This window comes from Photorhabdus sp. RM96S, assembly GCF_042879335.1.
GTDB classification, from domain to species: Bacteria; Pseudomonadota; Gammaproteobacteria; order Enterobacterales; family Enterobacteriaceae; genus Photorhabdus; species Photorhabdus kayaii.
Genome location: NZ_JBHFKT010000024.1, coordinates 25,564 through 47,542, shown reverse-complemented (window position 1 = coordinate 47,542; position 21,979 = coordinate 25,564). Strand labels below are relative to the sequence as shown.

Annotated in this window: 21 protein-coding genes and 4 pseudogenes; 8 read left to right on the top strand and 17 right to left on the bottom strand. The window is 40.8% G+C overall.

The features are described 5' to 3' along the window. Positions 1-154: 154 nt before the first annotated feature. The 4 genes and pseudogenes from ACGF49_RS15355 to ACGF49_RS15340 form a co-directional block, all read right to left on the bottom strand. Entirely contained in the window at positions 155-904 is a 750-nt protein-coding gene (locus ACGF49_RS15355) for an SDR family NAD(P)-dependent oxidoreductase (RefSeq protein WP_113042761.1), read from the bottom strand. Beyond that, a complete protein-coding gene (locus tag ACGF49_RS15350; protein WP_113042763.1) occupies positions 897-1,577 on the bottom strand; it encodes a hypothetical protein in 681 nt (226 codons plus the stop codon). Before ACGF49_RS15350 ends, ACGF49_RS15355 begins: the two co-directional genes overlap by 8 nt. Before the next feature lie 117 nt (positions 1,578-1,694). After that, entirely contained in the window at positions 1,695-1,979 is a 285-nt protein-coding gene (locus ACGF49_RS15345; RefSeq protein WP_113042765.1) for an acyl carrier protein, read from the bottom strand. Positions 1,980-2,178: 199 nt separating this feature from the next. Beyond that, positions 2,179-2,312 (bottom strand): annotated as a pseudogene (locus ACGF49_RS15340) (transposase); the annotation flags it as partial. On the opposite strand from ACGF49_RS15340, the pseudogene ACGF49_RS15335 reads away from it, so the two are divergent. The 3 genes and pseudogenes from ACGF49_RS15335 to accA all read left to right on the top strand — a co-directional run. Next, a pseudogene (locus tag ACGF49_RS15335) lies at positions 2,298-2,441 on the top strand (ISAs1 family transposase); the annotation flags it as partial. The pseudogenes ACGF49_RS15340 and ACGF49_RS15335 sit on opposite strands and share 15 nt — an antisense overlap. A 1,072-nt stretch (positions 2,442-3,513) precedes the next feature. Beyond that, positions 3,514-3,817 (top strand): annotated as a pseudogene (locus ACGF49_RS15330) (transposase); the annotation flags it as partial. Positions 3,818-4,049: 232 nt separating this feature from the next. Continuing rightward, on the top strand, positions 4,050-5,009 hold the full coding sequence (gene accA / locus ACGF49_RS15325) for an acetyl-CoA carboxylase carboxyl transferase subunit alpha (RefSeq protein ID WP_387491718.1): 960 nt from the start codon (positions 4,050-4,052) through the stop codon (positions 5,007-5,009). A 26-nt stretch (positions 5,010-5,035) separates the two neighbouring features. Here accA and ACGF49_RS15320 read toward each other — a convergent pair. Next, a pseudogene (locus ACGF49_RS15320) lies at positions 5,036-5,289 on the bottom strand (ISKra4 family transposase); the annotation flags it as partial. On the opposite strand from ACGF49_RS15320, the gene ACGF49_RS15315 reads away from it, so the two are divergent. After that, on the top strand, positions 5,244-5,378 hold the full coding sequence (locus ACGF49_RS15315; protein ID WP_262405155.1) for a hypothetical protein: 135 nt from the start codon (positions 5,244-5,246) through the stop codon (positions 5,376-5,378). The pseudogene ACGF49_RS15320 and the gene ACGF49_RS15315 sit on opposite strands and share 46 nt — an antisense overlap. A gap of 19 nt (positions 5,379-5,397) precedes the next feature. Here ACGF49_RS15315 and trpS read toward each other — a convergent pair whose 3' ends face one another. From trpS to pilM, 11 genes are all read right to left on the bottom strand, one after another. Next, on the bottom strand, positions 5,398-6,435 hold the full coding sequence (trpS, locus tag ACGF49_RS15310) for a tryptophan--tRNA ligase (RefSeq protein ID WP_113042768.1): 1,038 nt from the start codon (positions 6,433-6,435) through the stop codon (positions 5,398-5,400). A gap of 4 nt (positions 6,436-6,439) precedes the next feature. After that, positions 6,440-7,144, bottom strand: a complete 705-nt coding sequence (locus tag ACGF49_RS15305) for a phosphoglycolate phosphatase (protein WP_271866175.1) — start codon at positions 7,142-7,144, stop codon at positions 6,440-6,442. Continuing rightward, complete coding sequence (gene rpe / locus ACGF49_RS15300) at positions 7,134-7,814, bottom strand: ribulose-phosphate 3-epimerase (RefSeq protein WP_113042772.1); 681 nt, start codon at positions 7,812-7,814, stop codon at positions 7,134-7,136. The genes ACGF49_RS15305 and rpe overlap by 11 nt, the downstream gene beginning before the upstream one ends. Before the next feature lie 60 nt (positions 7,815-7,874). Beyond that, positions 7,875-8,687, bottom strand: coding sequence for an adenine-specific DNA-methyltransferase (dam, locus tag ACGF49_RS15295; RefSeq protein WP_112878414.1), 813 nt, complete (start codon positions 8,685-8,687; stop codon positions 7,875-7,877). Between the two features lie 84 nt (positions 8,688-8,771). After that, the gene (locus ACGF49_RS15290; RefSeq protein WP_271859476.1) at positions 8,772-9,698 is read right to left on the bottom strand and encodes an SPOR domain-containing protein; all 927 of its coding nucleotides are present in this window, start codon (positions 9,696-9,698) and stop codon (positions 8,772-8,774) included. A 181-nt stretch (positions 9,699-9,879) separates the two neighbouring features. Continuing rightward, a complete protein-coding gene (gene aroB / locus ACGF49_RS15285) occupies positions 9,880-10,968 on the bottom strand; it encodes a 3-dehydroquinate synthase (protein ID WP_113042775.1) in 1,089 nt (362 codons plus the stop codon). A 47-nt stretch (positions 10,969-11,015) separates the two neighbouring features. Next, complete coding sequence (aroK, locus tag ACGF49_RS15280; RefSeq protein ID WP_011144496.1) at positions 11,016-11,537, bottom strand: shikimate kinase AroK; 522 nt, start codon at positions 11,535-11,537, stop codon at positions 11,016-11,018. 370 nt (positions 11,538-11,907) lie between these two features. After that, positions 11,908-12,942, bottom strand: coding sequence for a type IV pilus secretin PilQ (gene pilQ, locus ACGF49_RS15275; RefSeq protein ID WP_113042777.1), 1,035 nt, complete (start codon positions 12,940-12,942; stop codon positions 11,908-11,910). Next, complete coding sequence (locus ACGF49_RS15270; protein WP_387491712.1) at positions 12,935-13,480, bottom strand: hypothetical protein; 546 nt, start codon at positions 13,478-13,480, stop codon at positions 12,935-12,937. The genes pilQ and ACGF49_RS15270 overlap by 8 nt, the downstream gene beginning before the upstream one ends. Next, positions 13,467-14,018 carry a PilN domain-containing protein gene (locus ACGF49_RS15265; protein ID WP_387491710.1) on the bottom strand — a complete coding sequence of 184 codons (552 nt, stop codon included), beginning with the start codon at positions 14,016-14,018 and terminating at the stop codon, positions 13,467-13,469. Before ACGF49_RS15265 ends, ACGF49_RS15270 begins: the two co-directional genes overlap by 14 nt. 2 nt (positions 14,019-14,020) lie before the next feature. Further along, on the bottom strand, positions 14,021-14,851 hold the full coding sequence (gene pilM, locus ACGF49_RS15260) for a pilus assembly protein PilM (protein WP_271859477.1): 831 nt from the start codon (positions 14,849-14,851) through the stop codon (positions 14,021-14,023). A 121-nt stretch (positions 14,852-14,972) separates the two neighbouring features. Between pilM and mrcA the strand changes: the two genes are divergently transcribed. Further along, positions 14,973-17,501, top strand: a complete 2,529-nt coding sequence (gene mrcA, locus ACGF49_RS15255; protein WP_387491706.1) for a peptidoglycan glycosyltransferase/peptidoglycan DD-transpeptidase MrcA — start codon at positions 14,973-14,975, stop codon at positions 17,499-17,501. A 42-nt stretch (positions 17,502-17,543) separates the two neighbouring features. Here mrcA and nudE read toward each other — a convergent pair whose 3' ends face one another. Then, positions 17,544-18,092 carry an ADP compounds hydrolase NudE gene (nudE, locus tag ACGF49_RS15250; RefSeq protein ID WP_113042787.1) on the bottom strand — a complete coding sequence of 183 codons (549 nt, stop codon included), beginning with the start codon at positions 18,090-18,092 and terminating at the stop codon, positions 17,544-17,546. Positions 18,093-18,443: 351 nt separating this feature from the next. Here nudE and ACGF49_RS15245 point away from each other — a divergent pair, with 351 nt between their 5' ends. Genes ACGF49_RS15245 through hslO form a run of 3 tightly spaced genes read left to right on the top strand, consistent with a single transcriptional unit; the run spans position 18,444 to position 21,943 of the window. Beyond that, positions 18,444-20,576, top strand: a complete 2,133-nt coding sequence (locus tag ACGF49_RS15245; RefSeq protein WP_113042789.1) for an intracellular growth attenuator family protein — start codon at positions 18,444-18,446, stop codon at positions 20,574-20,576. A 57-nt stretch (positions 20,577-20,633) separates the two neighbouring features. Continuing rightward, the gene (hslR, locus tag ACGF49_RS15240; RefSeq protein ID WP_113042791.1) at positions 20,634-21,050 is read left to right on the top strand and encodes a ribosome-associated heat shock protein Hsp15; all 417 of its coding nucleotides are present in this window, start codon (positions 20,634-20,636) and stop codon (positions 21,048-21,050) included. A gap of 20 nt (positions 21,051-21,070) precedes the next feature. After that, positions 21,071-21,943: an Hsp33 family molecular chaperone HslO gene (hslO, locus tag ACGF49_RS15235; RefSeq protein ID WP_387491702.1), complete on the top strand. Its 873-nt coding sequence runs from the start codon at positions 21,071-21,073 to the stop codon at positions 21,941-21,943. Positions 21,944-21,979 lie beyond the last annotated feature (36 nt).

Here is a 21,979-nt window from a genome sequence, read left to right as displayed (position 1 = left end):
ATGTATAAAAACAATTCTCTGGCTGCATCAATAAATGCGCAGCCGAGATGTCAAAACCTATCAATAAAACGTATTGAATGTGAGAAATTATCTATATCTGAGAAATAGATAATTTTTACACAAAGTAGAATCCCGCTCTGACCTTATTAGATACTTAACAGAACTTTCCACCATCAACATGGAGCACTTGACCAGTCATGTAATTACAATTTTCATCACATAGTAATTTAACTATTGAGCTGACATCTTCCACATTTCCTACACGACTTATAGCTGAAGCACGTAATACATGCTCATAGATACTTTTTGGGATGTCATTTGTCATATCGGTGTCGATATATCCGGGGGCAATAGCATTCACAATGATATTGTATTTTGATAAAACTCTTGCGCAAAGTCTTGTGAATCCATTGACGCCTCCTTTGGAGCTACTATATGCTACTTGACCCGCATTGCCGCAAAGCGATGTGTTTGAGGATATGTTTATAATTCTTCCCATATTGTTGCTAGATGTGGAATTTTTCAAGGATGGGACAGAAGCTAAAGTCATGTTTATAACGCCTTGAAGGTTAGTATATAAAACGTCTTTATTCTCTGCATCATTACAACTGACAAATTGTTTACTCAAAGTTATACCTGCATTGTTTACAAGTATATTTATTGAACCCTGTTTTTTTTCAATTTCCTCAACTATTGATTTGCACATGTGGAAGTCTTTAATATCTAGCATATGGATAGAAGATGATATGTTTCTTTCATCTAGATAATGTTTAACTTCTTCTGCCTTATATGAATTTCTTGTATATGTTAGAGCTACATGGGTATTTTCGGATGATAGTTTCATGCAAATTTCTTTACCGATCCCTCTGCCTCCTCCGGTAATGAGTACTACTTTCTTAGACATAGTCTACAACTCCATTTCCTAGCCGTATCGTAGCCCCACTTAAGGGAAACTCGTTTTGAATCATTGAAATTAGAAACTTAGTTACATCCTCATAGTTGATTGTTTTATATTTCAATGCATAGTTTTTTAAAACTTCTTTACTATTTCGATCAAGTTTCAACTCCTTTAACTCGGGTTGAATTACCAATGTATTAAAAAACATATTGTAACGAGAGTACTCTTTTGCTAAGGATTTCGACATTGCAGTTATTGTCTCGTTGTATACTGGAGAGCTATAGCAGCTGTCTAGATAACCGAATGAATCATCTTGTAACAGGAAGAAGTATTTTCCCTTACCTGATTTTATGTTATCTAATATTAAACCCTTTATCGTTTTCATTACAAATAGAACATTATCAGTTACTGTATTTGAAAAAAGACCATCTCTATTGTTGATATCAGGACTGTCTACTATTTTCTCTAAGTCTTCTTGCTCATTGTATCTCAAATCAACAATGACATTTTCATAAGTATCATTATGATTTTCAATTTTCTCAATCAACTTAACTTTTGAATTTTCTTTAGTGTTATATTTAATATCTACTGAGTGCAAAAGAATATCGTCAGAGTCAAGGTTATTGAGTATATGTTCAACGAGATTTGATTGATAGTTGGTTATAATTAGTGTTTTCATATTCTATAGAAATACTTATAGGTTTAACAACTATTCGCAAATGGATTGACAGGCCATATAAAAATAAATTCAAATGACCCATCAAGTATTATCTAATGGCCATTTATGTTATTTATCTCAATTGCCACTAAGATTATTAATAACCAGTTCAGTTAAGGTTAATGGCGTTCTACAATGTTCTTCCATCATTTCTTTAGTTATGTTACCTAATTCAATGCCATATTTCTGCTGAACCCCTACAAAAATATCAAGTAAATCTACAGAATCCAAAGCCAGTCCATCGTCAGATATTAAAGATGTATCATCTTTAATATCTGATAGTTCATGCCCCCATTCACTGAGTTCAAGATTTTCATAAATAATTTTTTCTTTTATATAAGCGATAACTTCTTTCTTATCCATAATTTTCCTATTTTGTTTATGTTAAATTTACTATGTAACTTATATGGACACCGACTCAATTCAAGTGGGTGGCATATTTTTCTGACAAAAGTAGTCGCAAACATATATTCGGTTTCAAAGAGAGTCGTAAGCGTCCAATTAACCCGTGTGATTAGACTCAATCTCACTGAGATTAACATTCCACGGTAGAAGATCAAGTCCAGTTTTTCCGCCCCGTGGTAAAGGGCGAATATCCCGCTCAGTGACATTGTTATCAATACTGGTATCTCCGTCATCCAGATAGGTCAGCAGCTTCGGCCATTGATTCAGGGTATAGCTGATGTAAGCACCCAAATGGCGTTCTTTAACCTGATTGCGTTAAATGTGATTAATCAAGATGCCAGTATTAAAGATAGTCATAAAGCTAAACGTCGAATAGCAACGTGGTCAGGTGAATTCCGTAGCCAGCTTATATTTGATTAAATTAACGGCAAAGAATCCCACTCTGATTGGGTGGGGCTTTTATCCTATTTGAGTACGCTACCGCCCTTAGGTTTGGCTCCTACAAGCAATCAATCAATGATATTAAAATTTGTTTTTAGAAAATAACCTATTAGGATCCTCTTTTATCCCTTTATCTCAAAGATAATAAGGATGGGAACAATATTTTTTTCCTAAATTTTTACTGGTACGATCATGAGTAGTAAATCCCAGGTCATTATCAATGGTTATATACTCAAGATACTTCAAAGTGCATGTTTGAAAAATGATTATGTTGTTGAATTTAAATGTTTTTATATCTGACGGCTCAAGCATTTTGAAGTTCATTCGGTATATACCCTTCATCTTTCAAGTTGCTGCTTTGTTGGCTGCGTTCACTTGCCGCCGCGCTGCAACTTGAAATCTATTGGGTATAGTTCTAATTTTTAGTTTTAAAAAGATAAGTACTTTGTTGCTGCTTTTGCGAATGAGCCTACAATTTTTTTTATCACTGTAAATAGCGATTTTCGTTCAATAAATGTAAATAATGCATTTTCCTTTGGCTAAAAAGTCGCCAGCCATAATAATTGACCGGCTGTCTTAGTAATTTAACTTATTATAAGAGAATCTAAGATTCCTTTTTGTGATAAATACCATACTTTTATTTCTTAACGTGTATTCATAATATACAACATTAAATTAGACTCCACGCTGTGATTAATTCAAGAAAATATAATCCGGCTGCAAAATTATTACATCAAAGTTCCTATTCTAAAAATAATTTCATTTGATGTAATATAGTTCATATATAATATCTAATTTATATTTTTAATAAAATGACATGTGGTTAATTTTATTCTATTTTATTAATTAACTTATTATTCATTACGTTTAGTTACAATCTTTCAATATGGTTTTCATTTGTTTTTATATTTTTTAGTGTTTTTTATTTTTTATCTGTTAATATCCAAAATCGTAGTATACCCGTGCTCATTGAAACTGCTTGATTTTCCCCAAAATGAGGATCATGGTATCAGTCATGAAAATATTCATTACCGATGAACAAAAAGCCGAACTTGAATACCTCCATCCCACGCAGGGGACGAAACTCGCTTATGGCTGGATGTGCAAAAGCCAGAAAACCGCGGTGAAAACAACGGGAAACCGTCCCCGTCTGAACCTGATGGGCGCCCTGAATCTGGCCGATATCAGTAAAACGGGGGGACGCGAGTATGACCGTATCGACAGTTAATCATATCGCCGAATTCTTCATTGCCATTCGTGAAACCTATCCGGTCAGTCAGAAGGTGCATATTATCCTTGACGGAGCCGGTTACCATCGGAGTGAGTTGGTGAAAGACTGGGCTTATGTGATGAATGAAAAGGTCAGAAATAAATAACAAACTTCACTCTGTATACCTATACGAGAGCATAAAATCTATGGTCACCAAGATAAAACAACGCGATGGTTATAGACTTATAATCACGAACTCCCTAACATGGGATTAGCGGGGAATAACCCCTATTCAAAAATTGACGCTGTCACAAAACAAAAATTCTACTGCTAATAACCTCCATTAAAAATGGGATGGTTACCATGTTAAGGATTCTATGTCTACTCATTTTCTCGCATTTGAAAAACCAATCGTCGAATTGAATGAAAAAATCGACGCTTTAGTGACCTTTAAAGAAAATAGCCATCTGTCGGATATTAAGATCGACGAGGAAATCAAATTACTTGAGAAGAAATGTCTTTCATTAACGAAAACCATTTTTTCTCAACTTGGCGCTTGGGAAATCGTCCAACTTGCCAGACACCCCATGAGACCTTACACCCTCGACTATGTTTCTTTGATCTTTACTGAGTTTCAAGAGCTAGCGGGTGACCGAGCATTTGCAGATGATAAAGCCCTTGTTGGCGGTTTAGCTCGTCTTGATGACCAACCTGTGATGGTAATAGGGCAGCAAAAAGGCCGTACCACGAAAGAAAAAGTGATGCGCAACTTTGGCATGCCTTCCCCTGAGGGTTATCGCAAAGCATTACGCTTAATGAAAATGGCCGAGCGTTTCCATATACCAGTGGTGACTCTTATTGATTCTGCGGGCGCTTATCCAGGTATTGGTGCTGAAGAGCGGGGACAAGCCGAAGCGATTGCGCGAAACATTATGGAAATGTCTTGCTTAAAAACACCAATCGTCTGTGTGATCACAGGAGAAGGTTGCTCTGGTGGCGCGTTAGCGATAGGGGTTGGCGATCGCATTAATATGTTGGAATACAGTACCTATGCGGCAATTTCACCGGAAGGTTGCGCATCTATTCTTTGGAAAGATGCACAAAAAGCTCAGGTTGCCGCTGAAGCGATGGGAATGACGGCGAAACGACTTAAAGAGCTTGGTATTATCGATACTATTATCCCAGAACCACTTGGTGGTGCTCATCGTGATTATCTGATCGCGGGTGAAAATTTAAAACAACAGCTACTCGCCGATTTGTCAGCATTGAAAAAGCTCGATATTGAAACATTACTGGTGGAACGCTACCAAAAAATAATGGCAATTGGTTATTGTTAAGGAGAACATAAAAAAGTCAGGGGCACTTATGCGGTAACCACCTCTGTTAAATTATGATCCGTTTCTTCACATAATTTTATGCCCGGATACCAATGCTCGAATCGGGCTTTTAAATTATCATTGAGTACCGCTGCGCATGTCTGGAGTTAGTAATGCACACTTTGTTGGCTCCATTGCATCTGCTGCTTTTCACCATGCGTTTAGCGATGACTTCATTGATCGTCGATTCAACAAATGAAGAAGCAATCGGCTCACCATATCGGTACATTTCGCCGTAATTCAGGTGGTGTGATTGCTTACTGCCTTAAATGGAAGAAACCATCACTGAAAGTTTTCTACTCAGGAGAAGATTTTCCAATGACGGCTTAAACAGAATGCAGGTTAATTATTAAGGATGAGCAATAAAGCCAACAGCTTCATACACTTTATCTAGCGTAATCTGAGCGCGGGCTTTTGCCTTCGCTGCACCTTCTGCCATGATTTTGTTCAGCAGGATTTCATCATTACGGAAATAGTGGAAACGCTCTTGTAACTCAGTCAACATACCGGAAACTGCATCAGCAACAGCACTTTTTAAATGACCATACATCTGGCCTTCAAATTCTGCTTCCAGTTCAGGAATGGTTTTGTCAGTAACACCCGCGAGGATATCTAATAAATTGGAAACACCCGGTTTTTGTTCCAGATCATAGCGAACACGAGGAGGTTCTTCTGAATCTGTGACTGCGCGTTTTATCTTTTTAGCGGCTGATTTTGGATCTTCCAACAGAGCGATAACGTTGTTACGGTTATCATCTGACTTGGACATTTTCTTTTCTGGGTCTTGAAGGGCCATAACACGGGCACCACCGGTTGGGATAAACGGCTCTGGTAAAGAGAAGATATTGCCGTAGATGGCATTAAATCGTTGAGCAATATCACGGCTCAATTCAAGATGTTGTTTCTGATCGATACCTACAGGAACCTGATTTGTTTGGTATACCAAAATATCCGCCGCCATCAGTACAGGATAGTCAAACAAGCCTGCATTGATGTTTTCGGCATGACGGGCTGATTTGTCTTTAAACTGAGTCATGCGGCTGAGTTCACCAAAATAGGTATAACAGTTTAGAACCCAGCTTAACTGAGCGTGTTGTGGGACATGAGATTGGACAAAAATAGTACTTTTCTCTGGGTCAATGCCACAAGCCAAGTAGAGAGCTAGTGTATCCAGAGTGCGTTTTCTCAACTCTTTTGAGTCCTGGCGGACTGTAATTGCATGTTGGTCAACAATGCAATAGATGCAGTCATAATCATCCTGCATTTTAACCCACTGACGTAACGCCCCCATATAGTTACCGATGGTTAATTCACCGGAAGGCTGTGCGCCGCTGAATACAATAGGTTTTTGGGAGTTTAGTGTTTCAGATACAGTGGGTTTATTCATTTTATTATGCTTCCTGAAGTTTTAAATATGGGAGTTCAATTATGGATAGCAGATCCGAAAAATTCGTTAATATGCAATCTGGATTGCTTAATGCAATAGATTCACCGTAGTTATATCCATAAGTTAAACCAACACAAGGGCAACCAGCCGCTTGTGCTGCTAAAATATCATTACGGGAATCACCGACAAAGAGCAGTTCTTCCTTACGCAGTCCGAATGTGCCCATTGTTAAATAAATAGGTGCCGGATGTGGCTTTTTCTCTTTAACATCATCACCACCTAACACTAATGAGAAATATTCACTGATGCCTAAAGAAGCCAGCAGAGGAGCAATGAAAGGTGTTGGTTTATTGGTGATGATACCCATTGGCAAATTGTGTTTTGCCAGTTCAGCCAATGTAGCTTTGACTTCTGGGAACAGTTGACTGCCTGTTGTTACAGTTGTTTCATAGAATCGATCAAATAGCTCACGGGTTTCTTTATGCAGTTGCGCGGTCAATTTGACTCTGGCCCATGTCAACGCCCGTTCGACCATAATGTCTGCACCATTACCTACCCAAGCAGCAACCCGCTCTTTTCCCGCAGCAGGGAGATCTTTGGCTAACAGCGCTTGATCCAGTGCATCAGCTAAACCATCGGCGCTGTCTACCAGTGTGCCGTCCAGATCAAAAGCGATAGCACGAATACCTTTTAATACCTTACTTACCATGAGATACCTTTGACAATTCACTACGCATATTATCAATAACAGTTTTGTAATCAGGCTGACTGAAAATAGCTGAGCCAGCAACAAACATATCTGCCCCCGCGGTTGCTGCCGCGGCAATGTTGCTAGCTTTAATGCCACCGTCTACTTCAAGACGAATATCATAACCGCTTTCATCAATGATTTTACGAACCTGACGCAGTTTCTCTAGTGTTCCAGGGATGAAAGATTGACCACCGAAACCGGGATTTACCGACATCAATAGAATGATATCCAGTTTATCCAAGACATAATCAAGATAACTCAATGGAGTTGCAGGATTGAATACCAAACCAGCTTTACAACCATACTCTTTGATCAGTTGTAAACTGCGGTCAATATGCTCGCTGGTTTCTGGGTGGAAGGTAATGTAAGTTGCTCCTGCTTTGGCAAAATCAGGGATAATGCGGTCAACCGGTTTTACCATCAAATGAACATCGATTGGTGCAGTGATACCATAATCTCTTAGAGCCTGGCAGACCATAGGCCCGATAGTCAGGTTAGGGACATAATGGTTGTCCATCACATCAAAGTGAACAACGTCAGCCCCTGCTGCCAGCACCTTAGCTGTATCTTCACCCAGCCGCGCAAAATTTGCAGATAAAATGGATGGGGCAATCAGAAAGTCTTTCATTATCTTCTCCAAATCGTTTCTATCATCCCTTAATTGCCAGGCAAAAGGGGAGTGGATAAATCAGCGATATAATGCCAAAAGTTCGTCTACCTTACTGCGGGCAAGGATATTCCTGCTGATAGTACGACGTGCTTTGACAATATGAAGTGAAGCCTGATAGTACCATTTTCGCGTCATTGGCGTATCGTGGTTGGATATCAAAACAGGAATTGCACGTTCTGATGATAACTTAAATGCAATATTTGCCAGATTTTCCTGATCTGCAACGTTAAAACTATTGGTGTGATATGCCGTAAAGTTCGCTGTTGCTGACAAAGGAGCATAAGGGGGATCGCAATAGATAACTGAGCCTTTATGTGCTTCGTTCAACGTGTGTTGGTAGTGCTCACAGATAAAAGTCGCATTTTGGGCTTTTTCAGCAAACCAGTGTAATTCTTCTTCGGGAAAGTAGGGTTTTTTATAACGGCCAAAAGGTACGTTAAATTTACCATGAGAATTATAACGACAGAGGCCGTTGTAACAATGGCGATTGAGATAAAGGAATAACACGCTGCGATGGAACGGGTCAGTGCTTTGGTTAAATTGCTCTCGTAACTGATAAAAATGTTCGGCTGTATTGTATTCTTGGGTAAACAGAGGCTGTGTGTGGACGATAAACTCATCAGCCCTGAGTTTTACTGTGTTGTACAGGTTAATCAGGTCACTGTTGATATCAGCGAGGATATAAGAATCGTAGTCTGTGTTCAAAAAGACAGAACCTGCGCCAACAAATGGCTCTATCAGACAACTACCGGCTGGCAGATGACGTTTGATATCATCTACCAACGGGTATTTTCCACCGGCCCATTTTAAGAAAGCGCGTTTTTTTTTCATGCTGTCAATTAATTACTCAATCATTCCAGAGCCGCAGATTGTACTCTGTTTAGGACAGCATATCAGCGCCTAATAAATATTGTTTTATTTTCTTAGGTCTTGTTGCACTTGCTGCATCGTTCTAACCCAAGGTTTTTTCGCCTGAATCTCGGCTGGTAGAGATGAAACGGCCCGTTTGGCTTCAGAAACGGAACGGTAATCACCATGAATTAAAACAAACCAAACTTTTCCATTACGTTTAGTTTCATAAACTTTGTAATGGGTAAGATTATGCTTTTTAGCAAAAGCGGTCAGTGTATCTGAGCGGCTGGCACTACTTAATTGCAAAGTGTAATGGTTTGCCGGGGTTTTTAATTGATCACTACTGGTGCTACTGACCACATTGTTTTTACTGCTAGCATGACTTGTCGATGGTTTTGATTTAGCTGGTGTTTCTGATTTCAGTGGACGGATATTTTCTGATTTCTGCTGTACCACCGGTGGTGGTGTTACTGGCTGTGATTGTTGGGTTTGATTCAGATTCTGTACTGCGTGATTTATATTACTTTGTTGTTGAGTCAGTGCATCAGGAATATTTCCTGATAATTCAATGCGCTGATTTTGGGTTTCGCCATTGTTAGTTTGAAGCTGATGAGGTTGAGTTGAAGTACCACTGACAGGAGGAACATTGATTTCCTGTGGTCTGTTGATTGTCTCTGTAGTGGTATTCTCTGATGTTATGGATTTATTGTCATCGTTGTTGGATGATGAACTTGATAAATCAATATTCTTCTCGGCAACATTTGGCGATTGCTGTTTTTCATGTTCAGTTGGGGCTTTTAAGGCAGAACTGATAGCAATAATCAGCAGTAGCAGCACTAAAATCCCAATGCCGAGCATCATTTGCTGACGTGAAACCGCAAATTTGGGTTTGTTTAATGGCTGACGCGAGCGTGAAGGACGGCGATCTGAGGTATCTGGCCTAAACTCGTTATTTGCTCTTTGTTCATTTTCTGATTTGAATTCGTCCATATGCCCTCCAAACAGAGCCAATACTGCCAATTGCAATTGAAGTCAGTCCGGCAGGCTGACTTAACGAAGATAGAAATTTGTCTGATAGAGTCGTTATTTTATGACATAACAACCAGATGGATGCAAAAAAACATTTAATTTAATGCTATAAGTATACAACTTACTTAAAATTTACACACTTTCATAGTAAACACTGACGGATAGCGTCAAGAACACAGTTGTGTTCAATATCTGAGCGGAGATCAGCTTTACCTATTTTTGTTGGAAGAACCAGTCGTAATTTACCTGCTATAACTTTCTTATCTCGCATCATATGTGGGAGGTAGGCTTCTGGTGGCATGTTTTGTGGCCCGTGTACAGGCAGATTTGCCCGCTCCAACAATCGGATAATACGTTGAATATCCTGTTCAGAGAAATTATCAACAAGTTGAGCTGTTCTTGCTGCCATGACCATTCCGGCGGCAACGGCTTCCCCATGTAACCAGACACCATATCCCATTTCTGTTTCGATGGCGTGACCGAAGGTGTGACCAAGATTCAGTAGGGCACGTAAGCCACTCGATTCTTTCTCATCTGCTGCGACAACTTCAGCTTTCAATTCGCAGCAACGACGGATGCAGTAAGTCATTGCTTGGCTGTCAAGAGCCAGGAGTTTATCCATATTATCTTCAAGCCAGCTAAAAAATACGCTGTCGAGAATGATACCGTACTTGATGACCTCAGCCAGACCGGAAGAGAGTTCGCGGGCTGGAAGCGTTTGCAGGCAATTAAGATCGACCATCACAGAGACTGGTTGATAGAATGCACCTATCATGTTCTTGCCAAGGGGATGGTTTACTGCGGTTTTTCCTCCGACAGAGGAATCAACCTGGGCAAGAAGGGTGGTAGGCATTTGAATAAAATGGACACCACGTTGATAACAGGCGGCGGCAAAACCAGTTAAATCACCGATTACGCCGCCACCGAGAGCGATAAGCGTTGTGTCCCGGCTATGGTTATTTTCCAGCAAGGCAGAAAATACGTCATTTAATACAGAAAGAGATTTGTACTGTTCACCATCAGGTAGAACCACTTCATCTACCCGAATCCCGGTTTGCTGCAAGGTGGCTTTTACTTTTGCCAAATACAGCGGAGCTAGGGTTTGATTCGTCACCAGCATAACTTGCTGGCCTGCTTTCAATGGTGCAAAAGCAGAAGGATCGTCAAATAGCCCTTTTGCAATGGTAATTGGGTAACTACGTTCCCCTAAAGTGACAGTGATCTTTTCCATAAGCAGCCTTCGCCTTAATTATTTATCGCTGTACAGACTTGCTTGAATCAGTTTTTTTCCAGTAACTCAATGATTTGGTTAGCGACAACTTTAGCGCTCTGTTCATCGGTACGGATAGTGACATCAGCAATTTCCTCATACAGAGGATTACGTTCGTTTGCTAAATTTTCTAAAACTTCACGTGCTGGTGCATCAACTTGAAGTAAAGGACGTTTTTTATCGCGCTGAGTGCGTGCTAACTGTTTTTCAATGGTGGTTTCCAAGTAGACCACGACCCCACGGGCAGACAGACGATTACGGGTTTCTCTGGATTTCACAGAACCTCCGCCAGTCGCCAGTACAATGCCTTGTTTTTCAGTGAGTTCGTTAATCACTTTTTCTTCGCGTTCGCGGAAGCCTTCTTCGCCTTCCACATCGAATACCCAGCCCACGTCAGCTCCGGTACGTCGCTCAATTTCTTGATCGGAGTCGTAAAACTCCATATTGAGTTGCTGAGCTAACTGACGACCAATAGTGCTTTTGCCGGCACCCATAGGCCCAACCAGAAAGATATTACGTTTCTCTGCCATGTTTTTGGTATTACTAAGACTATTCGTTAATGATAACCCGCCCCGCTAATCAAAATCAGCAGCGGGACCTAAACTGAAACCTCATGAGCGGTAATGTGAGATCAGATAACAAAATTATCTCAGTACATCAGCCAGTTTTGCAACTATATAAATCAACGACGAGCTTTTTGTGACGGAAGCTCTGGTTTCATTGGCTGATTATTGTGATGTTAAACCCGACCACTCAATTAGTTAACTCTTGTATGCTAAATCGGACTCAGCGTCAAATCTATAAACAGGATTAGTTGGAAAAATCTGCGCATCATCATACGGAACAGTTAAGTTTTTTATATCCAACTCACTGATATAATGGTTATATTTTTATTTTTGATCAAATGTCCATCAATTGAGGTGTAATAAATATGACTAACTCACGTCGGCTGTGTTTATGACCTTTTTGGTTGAATAATGAGCCGATTAGTGGGATGTCCGATAGATAAGGGACCTTCTGGGTTTGCTCGCCTTTTTTCTGTTGAAAAATTCCACCGAGAATAAGTGTTTCACCATTTTTTACAGTAACTTGAGTTATTATTTCCTGTTTGTCGATGGTTAAATTCTCACCTCCTCCTTGACTTATTGAGATCCCTGGCATGTTTTGACTGATTTTCAGAGAGAGCCTGATTTTGTTTTTTCTCAGTATATGGGGTGTGACTTCCATTCCTAGTACGGCTTCTTTAAATTGCACGGTACTTTTCTCTTTTTCTTGGCTGATGTAAGGAATATCAGAGCCTTGCTTGATGCTGGCTAACTGTTGATGAGAGGCGGTTAGTCTTGGGCTAGCGATAATATCTAGTTGGTTTTCTTGTTCTAAGGCACTGAGCTCCATTTCCAGCAAACTGGTGTGAATGCGGGCAATATTGAACGCAAATCGATGCATGTTATCGCTGGCTGCTTGGTTGATATTGAGTCGGTTTATACCAGTTGATGTATTAATCTGCTCTCCTATCGGCATACCCCAGTAAATGCCGAGTTCATGTAATGCTTCTCGGCTACTGGTCACGATATGTGCAGTAATCTGCACTTGCTGCTGTGGTGTATCTATCTCTTTCAACCAGCTTTTTATCTGTGCGATGGCGATGGGGGTATCCTGTAAAATTAAACTGTTAGTTTCAGGATCAAAATCAACTTTACCTTCTTTTGTTATCAGTGCGGGCGTATTTTGCCTGAGATTCATGGCGATTCTTTCTGCATCTGCATATTGTAATACGGTTGAGAGGGACTGAATTTCGGTCTCATTGACTGATTGATCAAATAACTCAACCGATTGCTCTTCTGTCTCTATCATCGGGGGAGTAAAAGGATTTCTTATTTCTGCAACAACAATAGCGGGCAGAAAAAGGATAAACAGAATAAATTTTTTAGTCATAAAATTCCTCATGTGAGGTTTCTGACAGGGTGATTTTGATGTTTAGGGATTCACCTGATGGTGAAATGGAAAGCTGTTTAATCAGCAGCGGTGGATATAACGCTTGTAACGCCTCAAGAAAACTTAGCATCTGTTCGTAGTTCAAATAAATTGTGATTTGCCAGAGCGTTTTTTCCCCTTCTTTTTTACGTTGCCACTCAAGAACTTGCGCGCCAGAGTTTATCAATGGCTGTTGTAATTGTTTTATTGCGGTAATTTTTACCTCATTTTGTCGCGGCTTACTGAGTCCATTTTCTATTTGGTTGATGTGTTGTTGTATATCTTCCAATAGCGGTAGCTGATTTAGTCGTTCATTAGCTGCTTTGGTATTGATTTGTTGAGCTGCTATTTTTTGTGTCAGGCTACTTCGCTGTTCAATTCTTTCTTGCCAGAAGAAGAGATAAAACAGAATCAGAAATGGCATGATAATAGCCTGCTGCCAGATAAAGAGCAGCCAGGTTGGTTTGGCAAACCACCATAGATAGTCACTTTTTATCATCGGATATCTCCGTCTGCCAGTTAGCGTCAATAATAAATTGTCTAATTTGTTGTTCGGTAGTGGTCATCTTTTTTAGTTGAATTTCAGACAATTGCCCGTTGTTTTCAAGATTATCCAGCAGAGACGTCATACTGGAATAATCCAGACTATTAGCAACCAGTTTTAATTGACCTGCCTGATCATCGAAAGCGGTTAACCAACTTCCTTCCGGTAATAATTCAGGTAATTCATTGAATAATTGCCAATGTTGTTGGTTCTGTTTCAGCCACGTTTGTTGTTGTTTTAATTTATAGGCCAGTTTGTTGTGAAGATTAACCGCCTCCTCTGTCTGAGTTATCTGTTGTTGCAAATATAATTGTTGCTGGTTGAGTTGCTGCCATTGTCTTTGATACTGGTTAATCGTTTCCTGTTGTTTTAATAACATCCAGACGAGCATTGTCAGCCACAATATCAATTGCAATAAGAGAAGAATCGCCCACCAACGATAACGATGTTTTAGCTGGGTTTGGCGCCAAGGTAGAAAATTAACCTGATACATCGTTACTTATCATCCGGTCTGAGTGCTAAACCACCAGCTATCACATATTCCATCAGTTGGATTGGCAGTGGTGGTTGATAGTGACGAAATGCTGTCAACATATCCCAAGAGTAAGTTCCTTCAGGTAGGGCTTCTTGTTGGTAGCTACTGTAGTAAACAGGCTGTTCAGCCATAGATGAAGTAAATAATTGACGGATAATCTGCTGTGGAGAAACAGCCGTATTTGCTGATACTAGATCATAAGCGAAGGGGACATTGGCAGGAGATACCCATAGCCAGCCAGATTGTTGCCTGTGTAACAGCCAACTATCAGCGGGAACGCCAGCATATTGCGCTATATAGCGTAGGGCACAGGGGGCAATATCAATGGCGTCTGGAAATATTCCTGCTTGTGCAAGACATTGTAGCCAGAGGTTGAGATCTTTCTGGCGAGCGGCGCTGATGTAGGCGTTTTGTTCAATAATACGGTAATCCAGCGCTAGTTCTCGGGTGTTAAAGGGAAATTGTTTCTCGGCACTGGCGTTGATAAACCAGCCTTGTTCCGGCTCTTTAAGATTGATATCTGGAGGTAAAATCAGACTCTTCTGCAATGTTTGTTGTACAGGTAGGGCGAGTCTGAAACTGATTTTTTTAGGTAATTCTTGGCGCCATTGATTTAAAATATCACATAATATTTCTGGCCGTTGTAAACGGCCCTCTGGCATGACCGCGTCAGATAAAAGATATTGCCAGCAGTGGCGAAGCTGCCAGCCATCTCGGCGTTTTATAGCTGCGACGGCGCGAAGGATGCCATTTTGGATGTCCAATCCGACATACCATTTTGGTGAATACATAACTATCGATCTCCATATCAGTAATTTTAATAAAAGACCATATTCAAGGTGCTGTGTAACCTTTATACTACGCGCCGATTGTTTATAAACCACCCGACTAACATGGCATGGGAAATTTCAGGTGAAGTTCGTAAAGTATTTTCTAGTCTTTGTCGTGAGTTGCATTTTTCTGGGAACAGCCTCGATTTTTGGTATGTACAAATATATCGAGCCTCAGTTACCTGATGTGGCGACATTAAAGGATGTTCGATTACAGACACCAATGCAGGTGTTCAGTGCAGATGGCGAGCTTATTGCCCAATATGGTGAAAAACGCCGTATGCCTCTTGAGCTGTCCGAAATTCCACCCATTATGGTGAAGGCGTTCATTGCAACGGAGGACAGCCGTTTTTATGAACATCACGGGGTTGATCCTGTAGGGATTATCCGGGCAGCCTCTGTCGCGATGAGTTCAGGTCATGCATCACAAGGGGCAAGTACCATTACTCAGCAACTGGCGAGAAATTTCTTTCTCACTCCTGAGAAGACGTTGATGCGTAAAATCAAGGAAGCTTTTCTGGCCATCAGGATTGAGCAATTGCTGAATAAAGATGAGATCCTCGAACTCTATCTCAATAAAATTTACCTTGGTTACCGGGCTTATGGTGTTGGGGCTGCGGCTCAAGTTTATTTTGGTAAGAGTGTCAATGAGTTGACACTGAGTGAAATAGCCATGATTGCTGGTTTGCCAAAGGCACCTTCTACGTTTAACCCGCTTTATTCTTATGGCCGAGCGATTAACCGCCGTAATGTGGTTCTGAGCCGTATGCTCAATGAGGGCTATATTACTCAGCAGCAATATAATCAAGCTAGAAGTGAAAAGTTGGTTGCTAATTACCATGCACCTCAGATTGCTTTCTCTGCGCCCTATTTGTCCGAGATGGTGCGTCAGGAGATGATTGAGCGTTATGGTGAGAATGCTTATACCGACGGTTATAAAGTTTATACCACGATTACCCGTAAGCTTCAGTTAGCTGCCGTGGATGCGGTTCGTAATAACCTCATTGATTATGATGTGCGTCATGGCTACCGTGGGGCGCAGGAAGTTTTGTGGAAAGTGGGCGAACCTGCTTGGGATCGAGAACAGATTGTCAAGAAGCTTAAGACTTTACCAAATTATGGGTCGTTAATGCCGGCAGTAGTGACCAAAGCGGGTAGTGATCAGGCGATAGTGATGTTGCCTGATGGCAGCAGTGTAGAATTGTCCATAGCGGGTGTCCGTTGGGCCAGAAAGTTCAAATCTGATAGTGCTCAGGGTGCGATTCCTCGTAGTGTGAATGAAGTGGTTCAAGTTGGTGAACAGGTTTGGGTTCGGAAAGTAAAGGATATTTGGTGGTTGGCACAAGTGCCGGAAGCTAATGCTGCTTTGGTCTCTATTGATCCGAATGATGGTGCTGTGAAGGCGCTGGTTGGTGGGTTTGATTTCAACTTGAGTAAATTTAACCGTGTCACTCAGTCATTACGTCAAATTGGTTCTAATATTAAACCATTTCTCTATACCGCAGCGATGGATAAAGGGCTGACATTGGCTTCACTGCTGAATGACTTACCAATTAGCCGTTGGGATGCAGGAGCCGGTACTGATTGGCGCCCGAAAAACTCACCACCGACTTATGTTGGGCCAATCCGTTTGCGTCAGGGATTAGGGCAATCGAAGAACGTCGTGATGGTTCGAGCAATGCGAGCAATGGGAGTCGATTATGCCGCTGATTACCTGCAACGGTTTGGTTTCCCGGCACAAAATATAGTACGAACAGAATCTCTGGCTTTGGGCTCGCCATCATTCACACCAATGCAAATGGTACGAGGGTATTCTGTTATGTCCAATGGTGGCTATCTGATCGATCCTTACTTTATTACTAAGATTGAAAACGAAGATGGCGATGTTCTCTTTGAGGCTAAACCTAAAATTGCATGTCCGCAGTGCGATATTCCAGTAATTTATGGGGATACGGTACGTTCAATCGAACTGTCTGAAAACTCGATTGAGAATGTTGCTCAATCTCATGTCAGCCAACAAGAGATATTGCCGTTACCTGAATTGGAAAGAGCTCCGGTAATTGATAGCCGTGAAGGTGCGCAAGAATATGCTCCTCATGTTATCAGTACTCAGTTGGCATTTTTGATCCATGATGCTTTGAATAGCAATATCTTTGGTGAGCTGGGTTGGTCAGGTACGGGTTGGCGTGCTTCACGCGATCTGAAACGTCGTGATATTGGTGGCAAAACTGGGACAACTAATAGTTCAAAAGATGCTTGGTTCTCAGGTTATGGGCCAGATATTGTCACGACGGTTTGGATTGGTTTTGATGACCATCGTAGAAGCCTTGGCCGTACAGCAGCCAGTGGCGGTGAGGCGGGTGCTAAGAGTGCACAGCCAATTTGGGATGATTTTATGAAAATTGCGCTGGAGGGGGTTCCTGAAAAAGAAGTTACACCTCCTCCGGGGATTGTTTCTGCCGTGATAGATCGTAAAACAGGTAAACTTGCTGGTGGCGGCGGAGATACCCGTAGTGAATACTTCATTGACGGCACTCAACCTACAGAGAGTGCGGTGCAAGAAGTTGGCACAACTTTAATTGAGAATGGTGAAAGTCAGGAGTTATTCTGATGATAAAACAGGCACAACGAAGCGCTGTTGTGCCTGTGAACTTCAACGGTGTGTTAAGTATCTTTGTGCCAGAAATAGGGCGCAGACATTGCGTGCTTCGTTGAAATCAGCGTGATCCAGTAATGACATCATATCTGCTATCGGCCAACGTATTTGTGGTAGTGGTTCAGGTTCGTCCCCTTCCAGGCTTTCTGGATAGAGATTTTCGGCAATAACAATGTTCATTTTGCTGGAAAAATAGGATGGGGCCATAGTGAGTTTGGCTAATTGTTCTATTTTTCTGGCACCAAAGCTGACTTCTTCTTTTAACTCACGGTTAGCTGCTTCGAAGATACTTTCCCCAGGGTCAATCGCGCCTTTAGGAAAGCCCAATTCGTACTGTTCAATGCCGACTGCATACTCACGAATAAGTAGCAATTCATCCCCAATGACCGGGATTATCAGAACAGCTTCTCGATTGGCCGGACGCATCCGTTCATAAACACGTTTTACGCCGTTACTAAATTCGAGATCAACTGACTGAATATGAAATAAACGTGAATGGGCAATGTCCTCTATGTTTAGGATTTTAGGGTTTTTCAGGTCATTCATAATTGCCCCTGATGATTTAATATTGGTTGAGTTGAGTGCCTGTGCATTATTACGTCATAAATTATTTCATTAACCTTAGATTTTATGATGAAATTAGGTACACTCCATAGCTTGACTAAATATGGCCGATTATTTTGATAAATGATAGTGATTATCGCTGGTTATTGTTGTTACTGTTATCTTTATTCTCTTTGGAAATAGATCTATGTTGTATATAGTTTAGTGCGTTATTATGTAACTCATTGTAAAATAAATTAAAAAAATAAATAGAAATAACCTAATTCAGAACTTAACGTGTAGTTGCTAATTTGCAAACAACAATAGCAAGATTGTCATAGGTATAGGGATAAAATGAGTGTAACAGTCGTTATATTGGCTATCTTGATAATTAGCCTGGTTGTCATGGCTTCCTTTCTGATTTTCAAATGGAAGCTACATGATAGCGCCCGTTATCTGCCTTCTGTTGCTGAACCAACTTATCGTAAACTTAATGCTGATGAATACCAGGCTATTGAATGTTATTTGAATCGAGTGTTGCCGCCAGTTGTAACAGACCGTATTAATAAAACAAGTTGGCCAATTCTGATGGGTAAAAATGATATGGTTTATACTATCTGTCATTCCATTACCCGGTTTTCTGTTGCCTCAGATGAACGACATAGCTGGCGTTATTATATTGATATGGCAGAAATTCATTTGCCGTTTTTCCTTGAGCCTTTTATTAAACAGCAGAATATTATTGATGTTGTTCACACTGCGACAATACCACTGGTTGTTTCGATTAATGGTCACTTTCTGAAAGATTTTCAACAGGATTTTCCTTCTGCTCCGGTAATCTCAGATATATCTCATCAGCAGGCATCGATCCAAAAAAATGGTGAAACCAGCGTAAAGTTACAAAATATTCGTAAAGAGACATTGGAGGAATACCGGTTGAATCACTCATCGGGTATTTGGGAGGGGGGATTTTTGTGTTTCGGATTTTTCATTTGGTTTCTTGCGTTACTTTCACCGGCACTGCTTTTGCCGTGGCTGATGTTGATTGCAGGTAGTTTAGTCGTTGTCAGTTTTTGGCCATTACTTTGCCCACTTTCAATATGCAGGCGCCAGGATATTCACTGTCTTACCGGTATACCAAAACGATGGGGATTATTTGGCGAATTTGAACAAGGACAAATGAGTAATATTTCTCTTGGTGGGATTGATTTAATCTATCCTCCTCATTGGGAGCCCTATGTTGCTCACTATTTTGATCAGAAAACCAATATTGATATTTACACTAACGGTCAGGTAGTCAGGCAAGGGCATTATCTCTCTTTGCATGATGAAGAGAAAAATTACCCTTATCGTCGTTATGGAAAAAATCTCATGATGATCGTTAGCTGCTTGCTTATTATGTTACTACTCTATTTTTATCAGCCGGTTAGTGTACCGATGAAACTCAGTTTTGCTTGGTTGCGTGGCAGCATCACAAAAGTTATCACTGACGTTGATATGATAGAAGGGATGGAATTGCGAGTTGGGGATATCCTAAAAGCAAAAGGGATTGGTATGTGTTATATGCCCCCAAACAATATGAACGGTAAAGGCGACACCTATTTTTCTCCGTTAGATTGTTCGGGGATATATTGGAATAGGGTTAATCCACTGCCAATACCAGAATCAGAAATTATAGAAAATGCAGCTAAACTGATCGCGACTGTTAATAAACAATTACGTTTACAGGAAAATGACGATGTAATAAATCCAGACCTTACTCAGGAGATTTTCAAATCTAGTATGATCTTATTGGAAGATTTCTCTGATATTGTATTGAAAACTAAAAAACTATGTGAAAAAGAAACAGACTGTTTACGATTGAAAAATGCTTTGGTTAACCTGGGTAGTGCTATTGATTGGCTAACTTTGTTAAAGAATGCAGAAAGTGGCAAACTGGATGGCATTCATGTTTTATTGCGCCCGGCAGGTGCTGAAGCTTTAGGGAAATTGGTTGATGCGACGACATCATCATTTATCTACCGGGAAATAGATAAAGTTGCAATGCTGCTTAATAGCCCTTCTCCTGGCGGTGTTCTACTTATCAGTGATGAAGGCAAACAACTGGTTGAATATATAACGCCAGCCATCATCTCTTATGACCATAGTGTGTTGGAAGATCATAGTGCGTTGGAACAATGGCGTGAGTTACAGCGGTTATCGGATATGGTATTGCAAACACCCTTTGAGACAACGGGAATTGTCATGGAATTGTCCGTAGATAGTAATGGAACCCGCCGGATTGTGCTGCATAGTGAACTAGATACCATGACACTTGCTCGTTGTATTGGTACCACTATTTTATTCTTGGCTCTTTTTACGACCTTAATCATTAATTTTGTGCTGGTTATTAAGAAAAATCGGCAGAATAAACAACGTATAAACAAAATCAGTCAATATTACGATAACTGTTTTAATACACTTTTTCCGCCTACGCATTGGCGATAATCGACAATGGCATGTTAGGATTTATTTTATTTGCCGAAGCTGATAGTGAGAAGAAAAATGAAGGGTAATTCAGACTCCGATCAAGCTGTCCGTCTGGATAAGTGGCTGTGGGCGGCTCGTTTTTATAAAACACGGGCTATTGCACGGGAAATGATAGACGGTGGTAAAGTTCACTATAATGGTCAAAGAAGTAAACCGAGTAAATTGGTTGAACTAGGGGCTGCAATTAAACTGCGTCAGGGTAATGATGAACGTATAGTTGAAGTTCTTGCACTAAGCAATCATCGGCGCGGTGCGCCGGAGGCGCAACAACTTTACCAAGAGACGGAAGCGAGTATTACTAACCGGGAAAAAATGGCAATTGCTCGAAAAATGAATGCATTAACTATGCCTCATCCTGATCGCCGGCCGGATAAAAAAGAAAGACGCACGCTGATTAAGTTTAAAAACGATAAATTAAGTGGGCAGGAATAACCTGCTCGAATGAGAGAGATATGTTTAAACAAGACCAATTACACCGCTTTTTATTTGAGAATTATTCTGTACGTGGTGAGCTGGTTTTAGCCAGTGAGACTTACCAGAATGTTTTGGATAATCATGATTACCCGCAGCCGGTACAGCAATTATTGGGAGAACTGTTGGTAACAACTAGTCTATTAACTGCAACCCTGAAATTTGATGGCGATATTACGGTTCAGATTCAGGGAGATGGCCCGGTCAAATTAGCCGTTATTAATGGTAATCATCAGCAACAAATGCGTGGTCTCGCTCGTATTGATGGATTAGTGACTGAAAATAGCAGCTTGAAACAGATGGTGGGTACAGGCTATATGGTTATTACCATTACACCGACTCATGGTAAGCGTTATCAGGGAGTGATTGCGTTGGAAGGTGAAACACTGGCGGATTGCCTTGATGATTATTTCAGACAGTCTGAACAGCTACCCACTCGTCTATTTATCCGTACAGGCATTCAGGATGGAAGAGTTGCTGCTGGTGGTATGTTGTTACAAATTCTGCCAACAGCGGAGCAGGGGAGTGCAGAAGCTTTTGATCATCTGGTGCAACTTACCGCAACCATTAAAGGTGAAGAGTTATTTTCATTGGAAGTTAAGGAGATCTTGCACCGCCTTTATCATGAGGAGGATGTCATATTATATGAACCACAAGCGGTTGAATTCCGTTGTACTTGTTCTCGCCAACGTTATGCTGACACATTAGTCACACTTTCCGATGAGGATGTTAATCATATTTTGCAGAAAGATGGCGCCATTGATATGGCGTGTGAGTATTGCGGCACGCACCATATTTTTGATGCTGATGATCTTGCTGCAATCAGAACAGAAAAAAAGAATCAGCTCCATTGATATTCTATCTAAACAAATTTTCTCACCTTTTAAGGC